Source organism: Streptomyces tricolor (genome assembly GCF_002155905.1).
GTDB lineage: Bacteria > Actinomycetota > Actinomycetes > Streptomycetales > Streptomycetaceae > Streptomyces > Streptomyces tricolor.
Genome location: NZ_MUMF01000261.1, coordinates 1 through 15,930 on the forward strand (window position 1 = coordinate 1; position 15,930 = coordinate 15,930).

Annotated in this window: 12 protein-coding genes; 8 read left to right on the forward strand and 4 right to left on the reverse strand. The window is 73.8% G+C overall.

Translation table 11 applies throughout. The features are described from left to right. From CCN44_RS19275 to CCN44_RS19295, 5 genes are all read left to right on the forward strand, one after another. The coding region (locus CCN44_RS19275; RefSeq protein WP_086698385.1) for a cytochrome P450 at window positions 1–3,447 on the forward strand (3,447 nt) is incomplete at its 5' end. After that, window positions 3,444–3,674, forward strand: a complete 231-nt coding sequence (locus CCN44_RS19280) for a phosphopantetheine-binding protein (RefSeq protein ID WP_059253070.1) — start codon at window positions 3,444–3,446, stop codon at window positions 3,672–3,674. The genes CCN44_RS19275 and CCN44_RS19280, both read left to right, overlap by 4 nt. Beyond that, complete coding sequence (locus CCN44_RS19285; RefSeq protein WP_086698386.1) at window positions 3,671–5,143, forward strand: amino acid adenylation domain-containing protein; 1,473 nt, start codon at window positions 3,671–3,673, stop codon at window positions 5,141–5,143. Before CCN44_RS19280 ends, CCN44_RS19285 begins: the two co-directional genes overlap by 4 nt. Window positions 5,144–5,412: 269 nt before the next feature. Beyond that, a complete protein-coding gene (locus CCN44_RS19290) occupies window positions 5,413–6,714 on the forward strand; it encodes a sensor histidine kinase (RefSeq protein ID WP_086698389.1) in 1,302 nt (433 codons plus the stop codon). Further along, window positions 6,702–7,367 (forward strand): response regulator transcription factor, encoded by a 666-nt coding sequence (locus tag CCN44_RS19295; RefSeq protein WP_059253073.1) that lies wholly within the window; start codon window positions 6,702–6,704, stop codon window positions 7,365–7,367. The genes CCN44_RS19290 and CCN44_RS19295 overlap by 13 nt, the downstream gene beginning before the upstream one ends. A 201-nt stretch (window positions 7,368–7,568) precedes the next feature. Here CCN44_RS19295 and CCN44_RS19300 read toward each other — a convergent pair whose 3' ends face one another. Both CCN44_RS19300 and CCN44_RS19305 read right to left on the reverse strand, forming a co-directional pair. Continuing rightward, a complete protein-coding gene (locus tag CCN44_RS19300; RefSeq protein WP_086698387.1) occupies window positions 7,569–8,729 on the reverse strand; it encodes a glycosyltransferase family 4 protein in 1,161 nt (386 codons plus the stop codon). A gap of 14 nt (window positions 8,730–8,743) precedes the next feature. Next, window positions 8,744–9,988, reverse strand: coding sequence for a glycosyltransferase 87 family protein (locus tag CCN44_RS19305; protein WP_237482078.1), 1,245 nt, complete (start codon window positions 9,986–9,988; stop codon window positions 8,744–8,746). Window positions 9,989–10,348: 360 nt separating this feature from the next. Between CCN44_RS19305 and CCN44_RS19310 the strand changes: the two genes are divergently transcribed. The 3 genes from CCN44_RS19310 (at window position 10,349) to CCN44_RS19320 (ending at window position 14,537) form a co-directional block, all read left to right on the forward strand. Then, window positions 10,349–11,305, forward strand: coding sequence for an ATP-binding cassette domain-containing protein (locus tag CCN44_RS19310; protein WP_079081188.1), 957 nt, complete (start codon window positions 10,349–10,351; stop codon window positions 11,303–11,305). Then, window positions 11,302–12,132, forward strand: a complete 831-nt coding sequence (locus CCN44_RS19315) for an ABC transporter permease (RefSeq protein ID WP_208639796.1) — start codon at window positions 11,302–11,304, stop codon at window positions 12,130–12,132. Before CCN44_RS19310 ends, CCN44_RS19315 begins: the two co-directional genes overlap by 4 nt. A gap of 230 nt (window positions 12,133–12,362) precedes the next feature. Beyond that, window positions 12,363–14,537 carry an AfsR/SARP family transcriptional regulator gene (locus CCN44_RS19320; RefSeq protein ID WP_223283762.1) on the forward strand — a complete coding sequence of 725 codons (2,175 nt, stop codon included), beginning with the start codon at window positions 12,363–12,365 and terminating at the stop codon, window positions 14,535–14,537. Between the two features lie 114 nt (window positions 14,538–14,651). Here CCN44_RS19320 and CCN44_RS19325 read toward each other — a convergent pair whose 3' ends face one another. Beyond that, a complete protein-coding gene (locus CCN44_RS19325) occupies window positions 14,652–15,632 on the reverse strand; it encodes a TauD/TfdA family dioxygenase (RefSeq protein ID WP_189397017.1) in 981 nt (326 codons plus the stop codon). Window positions 15,633–15,637: 5 nt separating this feature from the next. Next, on the reverse strand, window positions 15,638–15,844 hold the full coding sequence (locus CCN44_RS19330; protein ID WP_059253083.1) for an MbtH family protein: 207 nt from the start codon (window positions 15,842–15,844) through the stop codon (window positions 15,638–15,640). Between the last annotated feature and the right edge of the window lie 86 nt (window positions 15,845–15,930).

Consider the following 15,930-nt stretch of genomic DNA (forward strand, 5'->3'; position numbering starts at 1 on the left):
GGCCCGGTCGAGAGCACGGTCTTCGCGACGGTGCACGAGATCACCGCCGAGGACTGCGCACGCGAGAACGGCATCCCCATCGGCAGGGCCGTCGCCGGCCGGCGGATCGAGGTGCGCCGGGACGGCGAGCCCTGCGCGGCCGGGGAGCCCGGCGAACTGTTTATCGGCGGCGACGGCCTGGCGCTGGTCTACCTCGGGCAGCCCGGGCTCACGGAGGAGAAGTTCGTCCGCGTCCACGGCCCGGGGCGGCCGCGCCGCATGTACCGGACGGGCGACCTGGTCTCCGCCGACGCCGACGGCGTCCTCCACTTCCACGGACGCATCGGCCGGCAGGTGAAACTGCGCGGGCACCGTGTGGAACTGGCGGAGATCGAGGCGCTGGTCCGCCAGGCGGCGGGCGTGACGGACTGCGTCGCGGTCCCGCGCACCGACCGCGACGGCACCTGCCACGGCATCGCCGCCTTCTACACCACCGAGCACGCGACGGGCCCGGAACCCGGCGAACTCCGCCGCGACGTCGCCGCCCGGGCTCCGGGCTACCTCGTCCCGGACCGGCTCGAACACGTCGAGAGGTTCCCCCTCTCCGCGAACGGCAAGGTCGACCACCGGCGGCTGGCCGCCGCGCTGCCCCCGCCGGACACGGCTCCCGCGGTGGACCGAGCGACGGCCCGCGACCCGCTGGAGGCCACCGTCAGGTCCGCGTTCGCGGAGGTGCTGCGGCGCGGCGACGTGCCGTCCGACGCGTCCTTCTTCGCCCTCGGAGGCACCTCCCTGGACGCCGGCCGGCTGTGCACCCGGCTCGGGGCGCTGCTCGGGGAACCGGTGCCCATCTCACTGGTCATGACCCACCCGACGCCCGGTGGCCTGCTGGAGGAACTGCGCCGCTCGCGCCCGGACGCACCCCACTCCGCGCCGGCCGGCCCGCGGCCCTCCTCGCCGCACGAGGCGGTGGAACTCCTCGGTATGCAGGCGGCTTTCGCCATGGCGCACGAGTTCCAGCCGGACGACCTGGCGCCGCTGTGCCCGTCCGTCTGGCGGATCGACGGCCCCCTGGACCTCGACGCCCTGGCCGGGGCCGTACGGGACGTGGGACTCCGTCACGAAGCGCTGCGTGCCGTGTACGAGGCCGTACCCCGGCCCCGCGCACGCGTGGACGCCGCGGTCCCGCCCGCCTCCCTGCACGTCCTGCCCCCCGCGGCCGGCGAGGAGGAGGCGCTGCGTCTCCTGACCGGGCACGTGCTGGCACCGCTGGCCATCGGCAGCGGGGAGGTGTGGCGGTGTGCGGTGGTCACCCACGCGTCCACGGCCTACTTCGCGCTCTGCGTCCACCACGTCGCCTTCGACGCATGGTCGCAGCGGATCCTCCTGGAAGAGCTGGCCCTCGCCTACACGGCCCGCCGCGCGGGGAGGGAGCCGGACTTCGGCCGTCCGCCGGCCCGCCTCGCGGACGTCCAGCGGGAACGGGCCGTGCAGCTCGCCCCGCACCGCCTGACCCGGCAGCTGGAGTTCTGGCAGGAGGCGCTCACCGGTCTCCCGCCGCTCCGCTTCGGCTCCGGGCCGGTCCCACCGGGCGACAGCCCCGGCCACGCGGAGGCACCGGACGACACCCCCGGCGGCACCGAGCTGTCCTTCACGGTGCCGGGGCCGGACGTCACCACGCTCGAGAAGGCGGCGCTCGACGCCGGCACCACCCTGTTCACCGTGCTCCTGGCCGGGTACGGCACCGTGCTCCACCGGACCCTCGGGCAGGACGCGTTCGGCATCGGTGTCCCGGTCGCCAAGCGCGACATCCCCTCGTCCGACAGCTTCGTGGGCTGCCTGATCAACACGCTGTGCATACCCTTCCGCGGCGCGGGCGGCGACTTCACCTCGGTGCTGAACGCCACCCACGACATCGTCACGCGGGCGTTCGCCGCCCAGGACGTGCCCTTCGCCGAGGTGGTGGGTACCGTCCGGCCGGCCCGCTCCGGCCGCAATCCGCTGTTCCAGACCATGTTCGCCTTCCAGGACGTCGGCCAGGGGGAGTTCGGCCTCCCGGACTGCCGGGTCGCCCCCGTCGACGCCGGTCATCCGCGCGCGATGCACGAACTCGTCGCGGAGGTCTGGCCGCAGGCCGACGGCTCCCTGAAGGTCTCGTTCGCCTGGCAGCCGGAACGCGTCCCCGCACGGACCGTCCGGGAACTGCTGACGGCCTACCGGGAGCTGCTCACCACGGTGGCCGCCGAGCCCGCGACCACCGCTCGACGTCACACCGCTGATCAGGGAGTACCGGCCGTGGGGGTCTCGTTCTGGGAAGATCCGTACCCTGTCTACAAAACCTTCCAGGATCGTTCCGGCATTTTCTGGGACGAGATGCTGGAGGTCTGGGTGGCCGCCGGCCGGAGCGCGGTGAACACCGTGCTGCGTTCTCCGGCGATGTCCTCGGACTGGCTGCGGCTGAACGCCTCCGGGCCGGTGTCCCGTGAGTTCCCCGAACTGGAGCGGATGCTGCGCGGCTGGTTCATGCTCATGGACCCGCCGAACCACACGGCCCTGCGCCGGACCATGCAGTCCTTCTTCGTCCGCGGTCGCGTGGACAGCCTCGCCGGGGAGTTCCGGGACATCGTCGCGGCCCGGCTGGACCAGCTGCGCCCGCTCGACCACGTGGACCTGGCGAACGACTTCGCCACCCCGGTGGCCAGCGGGGTCCTCGCCCGGGTGCTCGACGTGCCGGTCGACGTCATAGCGGCGGCGGCCGTCCACATGGCCCCCATCGCGAGCTTCCTCGCCCAGCCGCACAAACGGGAGTTCGCCGAGCGGGCCGCCGCCGCCGTCGGCCGGCTCGACGGCCTCTACCGCGAGCTGGCCCCCCACCTGTCCGAGGGCAGCGCGCTGTTCCCGCTGCTCGGCGACGACCCGGCGGCACCCGAGGCCGCCTACCTGCACACGGCCCACCTGCTGTCGTTCGCCGGCCAGGAGACCACGGCCGGACTCATCGCGAGCGGTCTGCTGCACCTGCTGCGCGAACCGCGCCGCTACCGGGAGGTCGCCACGGGGCAGGCCGATCCCGACGCGGTCGTCGAGGAGATGCTGCGCTTCGACACGCCCGTGCCGCAGGTCCCTCGGGTCGCGCTGTCCGACGTGACCGTGGAGGGCCGGACCATCCGGGCCGGCGACCGCGTCCTGGCGCTGCTCGCCGCCGCGAACCGGGACTGGCGGAACACACCCGACGCCGACGTCCTCGACTTCACCCGCCGGCAGCGGCACATGGCCTTCGGCGTCGGGATCCACTACTGCCTCGGCGCCCCGATCGCCCGCGGCGCCGCGAAAACCGCGATCAGCGAGTGGACGGCCGCGTTCCCCTCGGCCCGGCTCGCACCGGAGACGGTTCGATGGGCGGTCGGCACCGGCTACCGACGACTCGAATCCGCCCAAGTCCAGCTTGTGGAAAGAGGAAACGAAAGATGAACAACTCGCTCGATGCGGTGCTCCAGACCTACGGGAAGGTCGTCGGTACGTCGGAGGTCGGCGCGGAGTCCGACTTCTTCGAGATCGGCGGCCATTCCCTGCTGGTCATGGAGGTCATCTCGGTGCTGCGCGCGGAACACGGGGTGACCGTCCCGGCGCGGCAGTTCCTGACGGACGCCCGCGCGCAGGCCGTGGCGGCGGCCTGCGTGGCGGTCGAGGACGCGTGAGCGCCGTGACACACCGGAACGGCGCCGGCTCGGTTCCGGAGATGGTCCTGGCCCAGGCACGCCGGCAGCCGGACGCGCCGGCCGCGGAGTACCTGGGCGAGCGGACCACGTACCGCCAACTGGCCGGACGGGCCGCCGGAATCGCCGCCGAACTGACCCGGAGCGGGGTCCGGCCGGGCGCGGTGGTCGCGGTCCACACGGAGCGCGGCCCCGGCGTGCTCGCCGCCCAGCTCGGCGTCTGGCTCATGGGCGGCGTCTGCCTCACGCTGCCCTCCGACCTGCCCCGCGGCCGGCTGGAGACGATCCTGACCGACGCCGCCCCGGAGGCCGTCGTCGGCGGCCCCCGCGGCGGACCGGAGGCCGTTGCGCCCGGTGTGCCGCGGGTGATCGACCCCGCGGAGTGCGCCCCGGCGGAACCCGGGGCGCTGGTCCCGGCCGGCGGCGGCGCCTACCTCATCTACACGTCGGGCTCGACCGGGGTCCCCAAGGGGGTGCTGGTCGGCCACGAGTCCTTCGCGCTGCTGGCGCGCTGGCACGGCGGCACCTACGGCGTGACACCCGCCGACCGGGCCTCGTCGATCGCGGCGCTGTCGTTCGACGCGTTCATGTGGGAGACCTGGCCGTACCTCTGCCACGGCGCGTCGGTCCACTTCGCGCCCGCGGAACTGAAGCTGGCGCCCTGGGAACTCGGTGACTGGTACCGCGAGCAGGGCATCGGCCTGTCGTTCCTGCCGACTCCGCTGGCGGAGGCGTACCTGCGTCACGGCACCCACTTCGGGCAGCTGCGGTGCCTGCTGACCGGTGGGGACCGGTTGCGCCTGTGGGACGGTCATCCCCTGCGGCGCTTCGTCAACCACTACGGCCCCACGGAGACGACGGTCGTCGCCACCAGTCACGAGGTGGCGCCGACGAGCACCGGTGCCGTCCCGATCGGCCGGGCGATCGGCCCGTCCCGCACCATGGTGGTCGACGGCGAGCGGGAGACCGCGCCCGGCGCGGCCGGGGAACTCCTCGTCGGCGGGGCGTGCCTGGCACTCGGGTACTGGGGGAACCCGGCGGCGACCGAGAGGAGTTTCGTCCGCCTCACCGGATCCGGCGACAGGTGGTACCGCACGGGTGACCTCGTGCGCCGGAACGACGAGGGCGAGCTGGAGTTCCTCGGGCGGATCGACCGGCAGATCAAGGTGCGGGGCGTGCGGGTGGAGCCGGGGGAGATCGAGGCGGTGCTGGGCCGCTGCCCCGGGGTGAGCGACGTCGTGGTCGACTGGGACCAGGACGCGGCACGCCTCACCGCCTACGTGGTCGGCGGGGCGGACGGCGGCGACGCCCACGCGGCATCGGCGCTCACCGGGTTCGCCCGCCGGCAGCTGCCCGCCGAGATGGTGCCGCAGCACTACGTCTTCCTCGACCGGATCCCCATGACGGCCCATGGGAAGGTCGACCGGACGGCACTCGTGCGCACTCCCTGACCCCCCGTGCGGGCGGCTCCTCGCCGGCGCGGGCCCCATCGGGGCCGGGGCCGCCGGCACACCCGGCCGTTCCGGGTCCGCCCGCGCCGGCAGGTATGTTGGTCACCGCGTCCGGCAGTTGACAGGTCTCGGAGCGGACGCGATCGACCGGGGGGAACATGCCGGAGCGGCGGATCGACGACGGCGGACGGCCGGAGACGCCGGCACAGGAGCGGACGTCGGTGGAGGACCGGGCGCAGGTACCGGAGCGGACGGCGGTGGAGGACTGGATGCCGGCCGAGGGGCATGAACGCCGGGGCGTCGCCGTGTGGGACGTCCTGCGCGACCGGCCCCTGCACTATCTGCTGTCGCCCTGGCCGCTGCGCTGCCTGGCGTACGTGCTGAGCGGGGCCGTGCTCGGCTACGCCGTGCTGCTGGCCCTGACCGTGCTCGTCCTCGTCGGCGTCACCCTCTCCGTGTTCGGCGTCGGCCTGCTGATCCTGGTGGCCACCGCCGCGCTGGGGGTGCCCGTGGCGATCGTGGAGCGGCGCCGCATCCGGCTCGTCGAACCCGAGTCGATGGCGGATCCGCACAGCCTGCTCTCCGGCGTCGGGTTCAAGGGCTGGTTCCGCGCCCGGCTGGAGGAACGGGCCACCTGGCGGGAACTGGGGTACGCGGTGACCCTCGGCGTGCTCGGCACCGCCTCCGGCGCCGGCGTCGCCCTGCTCCTCGGGTTCTCCGTGTTCCTGGCGGCGGCGCCGCTCCTCGTGTGGGCCGCCGCGCCGGACACGGTGACGTTGCTGCCCGGTGACCCGGTCGGCAGCCCCGCCGAGGCCCTGCCCGCCAGTGCCGCGGGCCTGGTCGGTCTGGTGCTCGCCGGGTACGCGGCGGGCTGGCTGGCCGGCGCCCAGGCGAAGGTCGCCCGGCTGCTGCTGTCCCCCCGCGACGAGGGGCTCAGCACCCGCGTCATCGAGCTGACCCGGTCCCGGGCCCGGCTGATCGACGCCTTCGAGGCCGAGCGGCGCCGTATCGAACGCGACCTGCACGACGGTGCGCAGCAGCAGCTGGTCGCGCTCTCGATGACCCTGGGACTCGCCGAGATGCAGGTGCGGGAAGAGAACGCCCGCGCCCGCGAGCTGCTCGCCCGGGCACGCGGCGAGGCCCGGCTCGCCCTGGAGCAACTGCGCCGCCTGGTCCGCGACATCCATCCGCAGGTGCTCACCGACCACGGGCTGGCGGCGGCCGTGACGGAGGTCGCGCTGCGCAACCCCATCCCGGTCACCGTCGACATCGACCTGCCGCACCGGCTGCCCGCCCCGGTGGAGACCACCGCGTACTTCACGGTCACCGAGGCCCTCGCCAACGCCGGCAAGCACAGCGGGGCCTCCCACATCACGATCACCGGCCGGGTGCGCGACGACCGGCTGCACCTCGCCGTCACCGACGACGGCAGGGGCGGCGCCGACCCCGACAGCGGGGCGGGGCTGCGCGGGCTCGCCGACCGCGTGGCGATCCTCAGAGGCCGACTCACCGTCGTCAGCCCCCTCGGGGGACCGACCGAACTCCGGGTGGAGGTTCCGTGTTCCGGGTAGTTCTCGCCGAGGACTCCGTGCTGCTGCGTGCCGGGCTGGTCGAGCTGCTCACCAGCGGCGGCCACGAGGTGGTGGCCGCCGTCGGTGACGCCGAGGCACTGGTGAGCGCGGTGGACGAGCACCGCCCGGACGTGGTGGTGACCGACGTGCGGATGCCGCCCGGCCACCACGACGAGGGGCTCAGGGCGGTGATGGTGCTGCGCCGCCGCTACGCCGACCTGCCCGTGCTGGTGCTGTCCCAGTACGTGGCCACCGTCTACGCGACCCAGCTGCTCAGCGGCGGCGGCGCGGGCACCGGCGGGCTCGGCTACCTGCTCAAGGACCGGGTCGGCGAGGTGTCGGAGTTCCTGGACGCGCTGGCCCGCGTCGCGGCCGGGCACACGGTCATCGACCCGGAGGTGGTGCGCGTGCTGCTGGTCCAGCAGGCGCAGGCCGAGACCCTGGGCCGGCTCACCTCCCGGGAGCAGGAGGTGCTCGCGCTGATGGCGCAGGGCCTGAACAACCAGGCCATCGCGCAGCGTCTGACCATCACCGAGTCGTCCGTGGTCAAGCACGCCAGCAACATCTTCATGAAGCTGGACCTCGATCCGACCGACGGCAACCGGCGCGTCCTGGCCGTTCTCGCCCATCTGCGGGGCAGCGGCCCCGAGTAGCGGGCACGGGCCGCGACGGCACACGGGGGCGTCCCGTCGACGCGAGCGGCGCCGTGAGCGGAGCGGAACACCCGGCGGGCCGCGGAGTCCGGGCCGGCGTGGTTCCCGCCGACCGGCCCTGCGGCCGTGGCACCGACCGGCAGCTGCCGGCGCCGGCCGCGGTCACGAACACGGGGCCCGGGCGCCGGTGGGCCGGCCTCCTCAGGCGCGGCTCCCGAGCTCGGGCTGGCGCTCCGGCTCCGGCGTGAGCAGCCGCGTCAGCCGGTGGACCGTCAGATCCCACGACCAGTCCGTCTCGACCCACCGCCGTCCCGCCTCGCCCATCGCCGTGCGGTCCGCCGACAGCAGGGTGGAGGTGATGGCCCGGGCCACGGCCACCGGGTCGCGGCCGTCCACGACATGGCCCGTCCGCCCGTCCAGCACCGTGTCGGGGGCGCCGCCGGAGTTCCCGACGACGACGGGCAGGCCGCTGGCCGCCGCCTCCAGGAAGACGATGCCGAGTCCCTCGGCCTCCAGGCCGCCCTTGCGGGTGCGGCAGGGCATCGCGAACAGGTCGGCGGCGGCGTAGTGGTCCGCCATCTCGGCGTGGTCCATGCCGCCCGCGAAGACGACCGAGCGCGACGGGCAGCTGCGGGCCAGGCGGCGCAGCCGCCGCTCGTCCGGGCCGCGTCCCACGATCAGCAGCACGGTCTCGGGTACGATCCGCCGGATGTGCGGCAGGGCGCGCAGCAGGGTGTCCTGACCCTTGCGCGGGACGAGGCGCGCGGCGCACAGCACGACCTTGCGGTCCTCCCCGATCCCGTACCGCTCGCGCAGGACGCTCCGCATCCGCGCGGCCCGCTCGGGGTGGAACTCCCCGGCGTCCACACCCGGGGTGAGCCGGGCGAGGTGGGCGTGCGGTCCCAGGGCCGGCGCGATCCGCGACCGGGTGTACTCACCGAGGTAGGTGACGGTGTCCACGCTGTCCCCGATCCGCCGCAGCAGCCGGCGCGCACCGGGCGTGCGTGCCCACCAGATCTCGTGCCCGTGCGTGGTGGCCACGATCCGGCGGACACCGGCACGGCGCAGGTCCGGAGCCATCGAGGCGAGCGGGGCCGCCGCGCCGAACCACACCCGGTCGCAGCCGTGGGCCCGGGCCAGTTGCACCGCGCGCCGGGTCGTCCGGGGGGTGGGCAGCAGGGTCCGGGAGGGATCACGGACCACCCGGAAGGGCAGGGTGCGGTCGAAGGCCGCCGCGCCCGGCTCGCTCGACGTGTACACCACGAGGTCGCCGGGCAGCCGGGTGACCACCTCGTGCACGAAGGTTTCGATGCCGCCCTGCCGCGGCGGGAAGTCGTTGGTGATGACCAGGGTGGTGCTCACGGAGGGTGCCGCCTTCAGTCGTGGGTGAGGGACGCGGAGGAGGTGGGCTGGGAGCGGACGCGCGCGGAGAACGCGACCGGCAGGGTGGGCCGGCGTGCCGCGATGCCGTGCGCGGGGTCGGCGCGGCGGGTCCACAGCAGGAGGACCAGCGGCAGCCCGAAGTAGCCGAACCTCCCGGCGGGAGCGAGCAGGAAGGCCAGACAGAGTCCGGCGGCGAGCCGGTCGGCCGCCGCGACGGCGCCGGCGGGCGGCCGCAGCACCAGCCAGGCGCCCACGGCCAGCCCGCCGCACAGCAGCAGGGCGACCGCCAGGTACCAGCCGGCCGCCCCGGCGCTCGCCAGCAGCCGACCGGGCATCGGGCTGCTCGCGGGGGTGGGTACGGCGCCGCGGCCCGTGGGGAAGGCCAGCACCTGCTGGACCATGGCGGAGGGGGACACCAGCGCGCACGGCAGGACCAGGGCAGCCGTCCCGGCGAGCGCCGTGACCGCGCCGCGCACCGCGGCCCGCGTGCCGCCGCCCCGGGCGAGCAGCATCACCGCGACCGCCACCGCGGGCAGGGCGGTCCACTTCAGCGAGCAGGCGGCCGCGAGGGCGAGGCCGGCCGCGACGGGGCGGCGGCGGGCGGCGAGCGCCAGACCGAGGCAGCACAGTCCGATGAGCGGCATGTCGACCCCGCTGACGCACAGGGGCATCGCGATGACCGGGGAAGCGGTCAGCACCGCCATGCCCGTCGCGTACGAGGAGGACCCGCCGCGCCCGCGGCCGCCGGCAACGGACCGGGGGCCCGCGCCGCGCAGGACCACGCGGCCCGCGTGCAGGCAGAGGAAGAAGACGGCGGCGCACCACAGGCGCGCGTCGCCGAGCAGCCGGGCCGCCGCGTGGTGGTCGCCGAGCAGGGCGCGCGGCATCCCGAACAGCGCCATGCCCGGCAGGTAGGGGGTGTAGTCGTCGACGACCCTCGGGTGCGACAGGTAGGGCGTGCCGTGGTGCAGCAGCAGGCTGCCCGCCCGTTCGATGACCCCCACCTCGCTCTGCGCGCGGCCGGTCAGCGTGAGGTACGCCAGCGGCAGGGCGACGGCGCCGGTCAGCGCGAGACCCACGGACAGCCCTACGGCGCCGGGCCGGGGCAGCAGGAAGGCGGCGCCCGCCGCGCACAGGTAGGCCGCGACGGCGCACAGGCCCCACGCGCGGTGCGTGGCCTGGTGGGAGAAGAGAGGGAAGAAACCGGCCCATCCGGCGGCCAGCGTCCAGCCGGTCACCCACACCGACCGCCGGCTCCACCGGCGGGTCGCCGCGGTGCTCCACCGTTGGCCGGAGTCTTTCGCCCGGCTCGTCCCGGACCGGTTGCTGTGTTGTATGGACACCCGTTCATTCCACGGGAGGTGGAGACGGTGCGCGACGGAGCTAGGTCGAGGCTTGTTGGTGGGGTTTTCCCCACGTCGGCCGGGCTGCCGGACACGTGCCGCGACAGGAGGTTGGCGTGAAACAGACGCAATAGGAGGGCGATAAGAGTGTCAATTAGCGTCGGCCGCGCGTTCGAGGGATGTCCGAAGGCGGGCAGTCGTGCCTTCGTGGTCTCTCGGACGGACCTGAGATCCGCTCGCCCGTCAGGAGACCCCGTGACCGCTGCCATCGAGATCGACGGCCTAGTCAAGGAGTTCGGCCGGAACCGGGCGGTGGACGGGGTAAGCCTGACGGTCCCGGCCGGCACCGTGCTGGGTCTGCTCGGGCCCAACGGTGCCGGGAAGACCACCATCGTCCGGATGCTGGCCACGCTGATCCGCCCCGACGGGGGGCGTGCCCGCGTCGCGGGACACGACGTGGTCGAGGAGGCCCTCCAGGTCCGTTCGCGCATCGGCCTCACCGGCCAGTACGCCTCGGTGGACGAGTCGATCCCCGGCTGGGACAACCTCTACATGATCGGCCGGCTCCTGCGGCTTCCCCGGCGGCGCGCCCGTGCCCTGGCGGACGAACTGCTGGAGCGGTTCCGGCTGACCGACGCGGCGCGCCGGCTGCCGCGCGACTACTCCGGCGGCATGCGCCGCCGCCTCGACCTCGCGGCGAGTCTCGTCGGCGACCCCGAGGTGCTCTACCTGGACGAGCCCACCACCGGACTCGATCCCCGCAGTCGCAACGAACTGTGGGACATGGTCCGTGACTTGGTCGCCCGCGGCACCACGGTGCTGCTCACCACGCAGTACATGGAGGAGGCGGAGGCCCTGGCGGACCGGATCGCCGTGATCGACCGCGGCCGGATGATCGCCGGCGGCACCGCCGCCGAACTGCGGGCACGGGTCGGCGGACAGATGCTGCGGGTCCGTCCCGGCGACGGCGCCGACCTCGCCGACGTCGCCCGGCGGCTCAGCGCCGCGGGGGAGGGCACCGCCACCGTGGACCACGCGGAGGGGCTGGTCTGCTTGCCGCTCGCCCGCCCCGGCGACCTGACGGCCGCGGTCCACGTGCTCACCGACTCGGGGGTGGCCATGGACGCCCTCGACACCCACACCCCCAGCCTCGACGAGGTGTTCCTGACCCTCACGGGGGGCGTGCCGACCGAAGGACGGACGACCGGATGACCGCGACGCTGCTGACCCCGCCGGACCGGACCGGGAAGGAGGTCCGCGCCGCCGCGCGCCGGGTGGGACCGCGAGCGGCCGTCGGCCACGCCCTGGCGATCGCCCGGCGCAATCTGGTGCAGTTGCGGTACGACCCGTCGCAACTGCTCGACGCCACGCTGATGCCGATGGTGTTCACCCTGATTTTCGTCTACGTCTTCGGCGGGGCCATCGGGGGGAATCAGGCTGATTACCGGCAGTATTTGATTCCCGGCATCATGGTGCAGGTGGCCAGTTTCGCCGCCCAGGTCACCGGGGTGGCGCTGAACCTGGACTTCAGCACCGGCGTTATGGACCGGTTCCGTTCGCTGCCGATTGCGCGGTCCGCCGTGCTGTCCGGCCGGATCCTCGCCGACTTGTGCCGACTGGCACTCGGGCAGGCGGTCATCCTGCTTTTCGCATTGGCCATCGGGTTCCGGATGCACACGAATCCCTTGTGCGTACTTGGTGCCCTTGCGCTGCTTATGCTCTATGGGTTGTCGCTGTCCTGGATCGCCGCTTTCGTCGGTCTGGCGATCCGCAGCCCCCAGGCCGTCCAGTCCATGGGTTTCCTGTGGATGATCCCGCTGCAATTCGGCAGCTCGATGTTCGCCGACCCGGGGACGATGCCTGGCTGGCTCCAGGCGTTCGCGCAGGTGAACCCCACTACACTGGTGGTCGACACGTGCCGTGGACTGCTGGTCGGCGGGCCGGTCGCCGGGAATCTGTTTGGCGCCTTGGCGTGGACATGCGGGATCCTGGCGGTCTTCGCGCCGCTGGCCGTACGCCAGTACACGCGCCGCGCCTGAGAGGCGGTGCGCACGGCGCCGACAGTCGGGGACGGGGGCGCGCGTGACGCGGCCGTGAAGTAATATTTGGAAGCTTCAATGACCAATGAAGCGCTTACCGTTCGATGCCCGGCAGCTTACCTCGGCTGCCGGTTCGGCCGGTGTTGACCATCTTCAGAGCGGGTGACTCCACCGCGGCTTCTACCCGGACGCCGTGCGGAGGAAACCGCACGGAAGAACACGGGGGATATATGGGCTCAGGGACAGGGCAAACGCAACTTCACTTCAGAATTCTCGGCCCGCTCTCCGTGACGGCGCAGGGCCGCGCGGTTCCCATCGGGGGCTCACGGCAGCGGACCATCCTGGCGATGCTCTTACTGCATCCGGGCAACGTCGTCTCGGTCGACGCGCTGGTGGAGGCGGTGTGGAACGGCAGGCCGCCGGCCACGGCCCGCACCCAGGTGGCGATCTGCATCGCCGCGCTGCGCAAGCGGTTCAAGGCCGAAGGGTGCGACGACGAGGTCATCCTCACCACCCACCCCGGCTACGTCCTCGCACTCGACCACCACTATCTGGACGTCACCGAGTTCGACCAGCTCGTCGCCGACGCCCAGGACGCCGTCCGCCGGCAGTGCCCGGCCGACGCCGCCGCCCTCTACGAGGAAGCGCTCGGGCTGTGGCAGGGGCCGGCGCTCGCGGGTGTGGCGGGCACCCAGGTCGAGGACGAGATCCAGCGGCTGGAGGAACTGCGCCTCGCCACCTACGACAGCTTCGTGGAGGTCCAGCTGGAGCTGGGTCACCACCGCGAGATCATCCCCGGACTCGTCTCCGTGGTCCGCGACCACCCGCTGCGGGAACGCTCCCGCCACGCCCTGATGCTGGCGCAGTACCGGGTCGGCCGCCGGGCGGAGGCCATGGAGACCTTCCGCGAGGGCTGGGAACAGTCGGTCGAGGGGCTCGGTCTGGAACCCGGCCCGGAGCTCCAGGAGTTGCACACCGCGATCCTCCAGGACGACCCGGGTCTGGTCACTCCGGCCACCACGGTGCCCAAGGCGCCCTCCGCCGAGCGCCGCATGCCGATGGAACTGCCCGCCGACGTACCCGACTTCGTCGGACGCGGCCCGCAGCTCGCGGCGCTGGGCCGGCTCGTCAGCGACGACGAGGACGCCCACACCCCGCTCTCGGTCGGACTCGTCACCGGCCCCGCGGGCGCCGGCAAGAGCGGCCTGGCCATCCACTGGGCCCATCGGGTCGCCGAACGCTTCCCCGACGGGCTGCTCTTCGCCGACCTGGGGCCCCAGCAGGAGCACCAGGAGCCGCCCACGGCCGACGCGGTGCTCGGCAGGTTCCTTTCCTCACTGGGCGTCCCCGCCACGGAGATCCCCAGCGTGCCCGCCGAGCGGGTCGCCCTGTACCGCAGCGTCCTCGCCGGGCGCCGGGTCCTGATCGTGCTCGACAACGCCCAGACGTTCGAGCAGATCCGCAGCCTCATCCCCGGTGGCTCCCGCTGCTGCGTCCTCGTGACCAGCCGGGGCGAGCTGGAACAGCTGCTGATCCGGCACGGCGCCGTCCGCATCGGCGTGGACGCCCTTCCCGTGCAGGAGGCGGTCAGCCTGCTCGGACGCGTCATCGGCGCGGCCCGGGTCGACGACGCCCGGCAGGACGCCGTCCAGCTCGTCGAGCTGTGCGACCGGCTGCCCCTGACGATCCGGGTCGCCGCCGCCCGCCTGGCGGCCAAGCCGCACTGGCCGATCGGATACCTGGTCTCCCGGCTCACTCCGGAGCAGTCCCGGCTCGACGAACTCAGTGTCGCCGGTACGCAGATGCGCTCCGCGTTCGCGCTCAGCTACCGGGCCCTGTCCCCGGACGCCGCCCTCCTCTACCGCAGGCTCGGCCTGCTGGAGGCACCGGACTTCGCGGCCTGGGTCGGCGCGGCGCTGCTGGACCGGGACCTGGCCGGCACCGAGAAGCTGATCGACCAGCTGATCGCCGCCCAACTGCTGGCCGTGGCGGGCTTCGACGGGACGGGGGAGCCCCGCTACCGCTTCCGCACCCTCTCCCGGCTGTACGCCAAGGAACTCGCCCACCAGCAGGAGAGCGTCCGGGACCGGCGCGCCGCACTGAGCCGCGCGTTCGACGGCTGGCGGGCCCTCGCCGAGCACGCCCGCAGGGCGGAGCGCTGCGCGCCCGACCCCCTGGTCCAGGGCACCGTACCGGGCGGCCCCGCCGACGCCGCGCTGTACGGCAGACTGGCGCGGCACCCGTCGAACTGGCTGCGCGCCGAACGACAGGCCCTCATCTCGGTCATCGACCAGGCGGCCCGCCACGGCATGGACCGGGTCAGCGAGGCGCTCGCCACCCTGATGCTGGACCGCCCCGAGGCGTGCGTCACCGGTGTCCGTCCGCCGCAGGCCCCCGCGGCCTGATCCACCACCACGCGGCTGTCCCGGCCCGGCCGGGGCAGCCGCGTGCGTTCCCCGAGCCGGCAGGGTGACCGGGTGCGGCCGCCGCCGGCGGCCGCACCCGGTCACCCCGTCCGCTCAGTCCAGCACGTGGCCGTCGTCCCGCCGGCAGCCGCGCGAGCGGCGCAGGTCGGTGAAGACGAAGGTGCGCTGCAACCAGCGGTCCAGGCCGTCGTAGCGGGGCCGGAACGAGGACCGGCCGTGCACGGTGACCCGGTTGTCCACGATCGCCAGATCGCCCGGGAGCAGCCGCAGGCCCTGCGCCCTGCGCTCGAAGAGCCCGCCCAGCTCGTCCAGGGCCGCCCGGCCGCGCTCCGTCAGCGGCTCGGTGGCCGCCAGGTCGACGCACAGGTCCGGGTCCTCCGCGGCCCCGTACAGCACCGCGCGCGGCTCCGTACCGCCGTCGTGCGCGCCGAACGACGGCGGCGGCGCGGTGACGAACTCCGCGCGGAACAGGGCCTCCCGCGACTCCTCCGTCAGCAGCGGAAGGACCTGCCGGACACAGGTGGTGCGCAGCTCGGCCACCTGCTCGTGGTCGGCCCGCAGGCACAGCAGCAGCACGAAGTCCGGCCGGTGCGGGTGGAAGGCGTTCTCCGTGTGGAAACTGAGCAGCACGGAGCCCGCGTTGCTCTGGTCCTCCTCCTTGCCCGGCACGGGGACGACGTCCTGGACGATCGCGCCGCTCTTCTCCGCCCGGAACGCCCCCGGATCGCCGAGACAGCTGGCGACCAGTGTCAACACCGCCGCGCTCACGGTGGCCTCCCGCTGCACGGAACCCGGCCGGGACGGTGTGGGCGGCAGGCCCTCCTCACCGACCGGCAGTCCCCGGATGAGCAGGGTGCCGGTCGGGCCGGAGTCACGACGGAACTCCCGCAGGCCGGTGATGAGCCCGGCCGGAAGTTCCGGCCAGGCCCGCCGGACGGCGGCCAGCCACGCCGGGTCGTCCACGGCGGCGCCCGGCCGGTCGGCCAGCCAGCCGGCCAGACGCTCCGTCAGCAGCCTGTCGTCGGCGCCTGTGGTGAGGACGCCCGGCTGCGCATCACTCGCTGTCGTCGTCATACCGTTCAGCCCATTGCCTCGACGACGCTGCGCGGGCGCATGTCGGTCCAGTTCTCGTTGATGAACGCGATGCTCTCCGCGTGACCGGCCTCCTGCTGGGCCACCGTCCAGCCGGCCGGGACCTCGGCGAAGGCCGGCCACAGCGAGTACTGGCCCTCGTCGTTGATCAGGACCAGGTAGCGCCCGTCCGGGTTCTCGAACGGATTGCTCATGGAAGTACCTCTCTCGTGGTGCTCAGGGTGTTTCGCGAGTGGCCCCGCCGGGGGCGGGACCCGGGTGTGCCGGGGCGGCCGGGGCC

Coding starts and splice junctions, on each gene's coding strand:
- CCN44_RS19290 (WP_086698389.1), top strand. CDS start 5,413: ATGCCGGCCGAGGGGCATGAACGCCGGGGCGTCGCCGTGTGGGACGTC.
- CCN44_RS19320 (WP_223283762.1), top strand. CDS start 12,363: ATGGGCTCAGGGACAGGGCAAACGCAACTTCACTTCAGAATTCTCGGC.
- CCN44_RS19325 (WP_189397017.1), bottom strand. CDS start 15,632: ATGACGACGACAGCGAGTGATGCGCAGCCGGGCGTCCTCACCACAGGC.
- CCN44_RS19280 (WP_059253070.1), top strand. CDS start 3,444: ATGAACAACTCGCTCGATGCGGTGCTCCAGACCTACGGGAAGGTCGTC.
- CCN44_RS19315 (WP_208639796.1), top strand. CDS start 11,302: ATGACCGCGACGCTGCTGACCCCGCCGGACCGGACCGGGAAGGAGGTC.
- CCN44_RS19330 (WP_059253083.1), bottom strand. CDS start 15,844: ATGAGCAATCCGTTCGAGAACCCGGACGGGCGCTACCTGGTCCTGATC.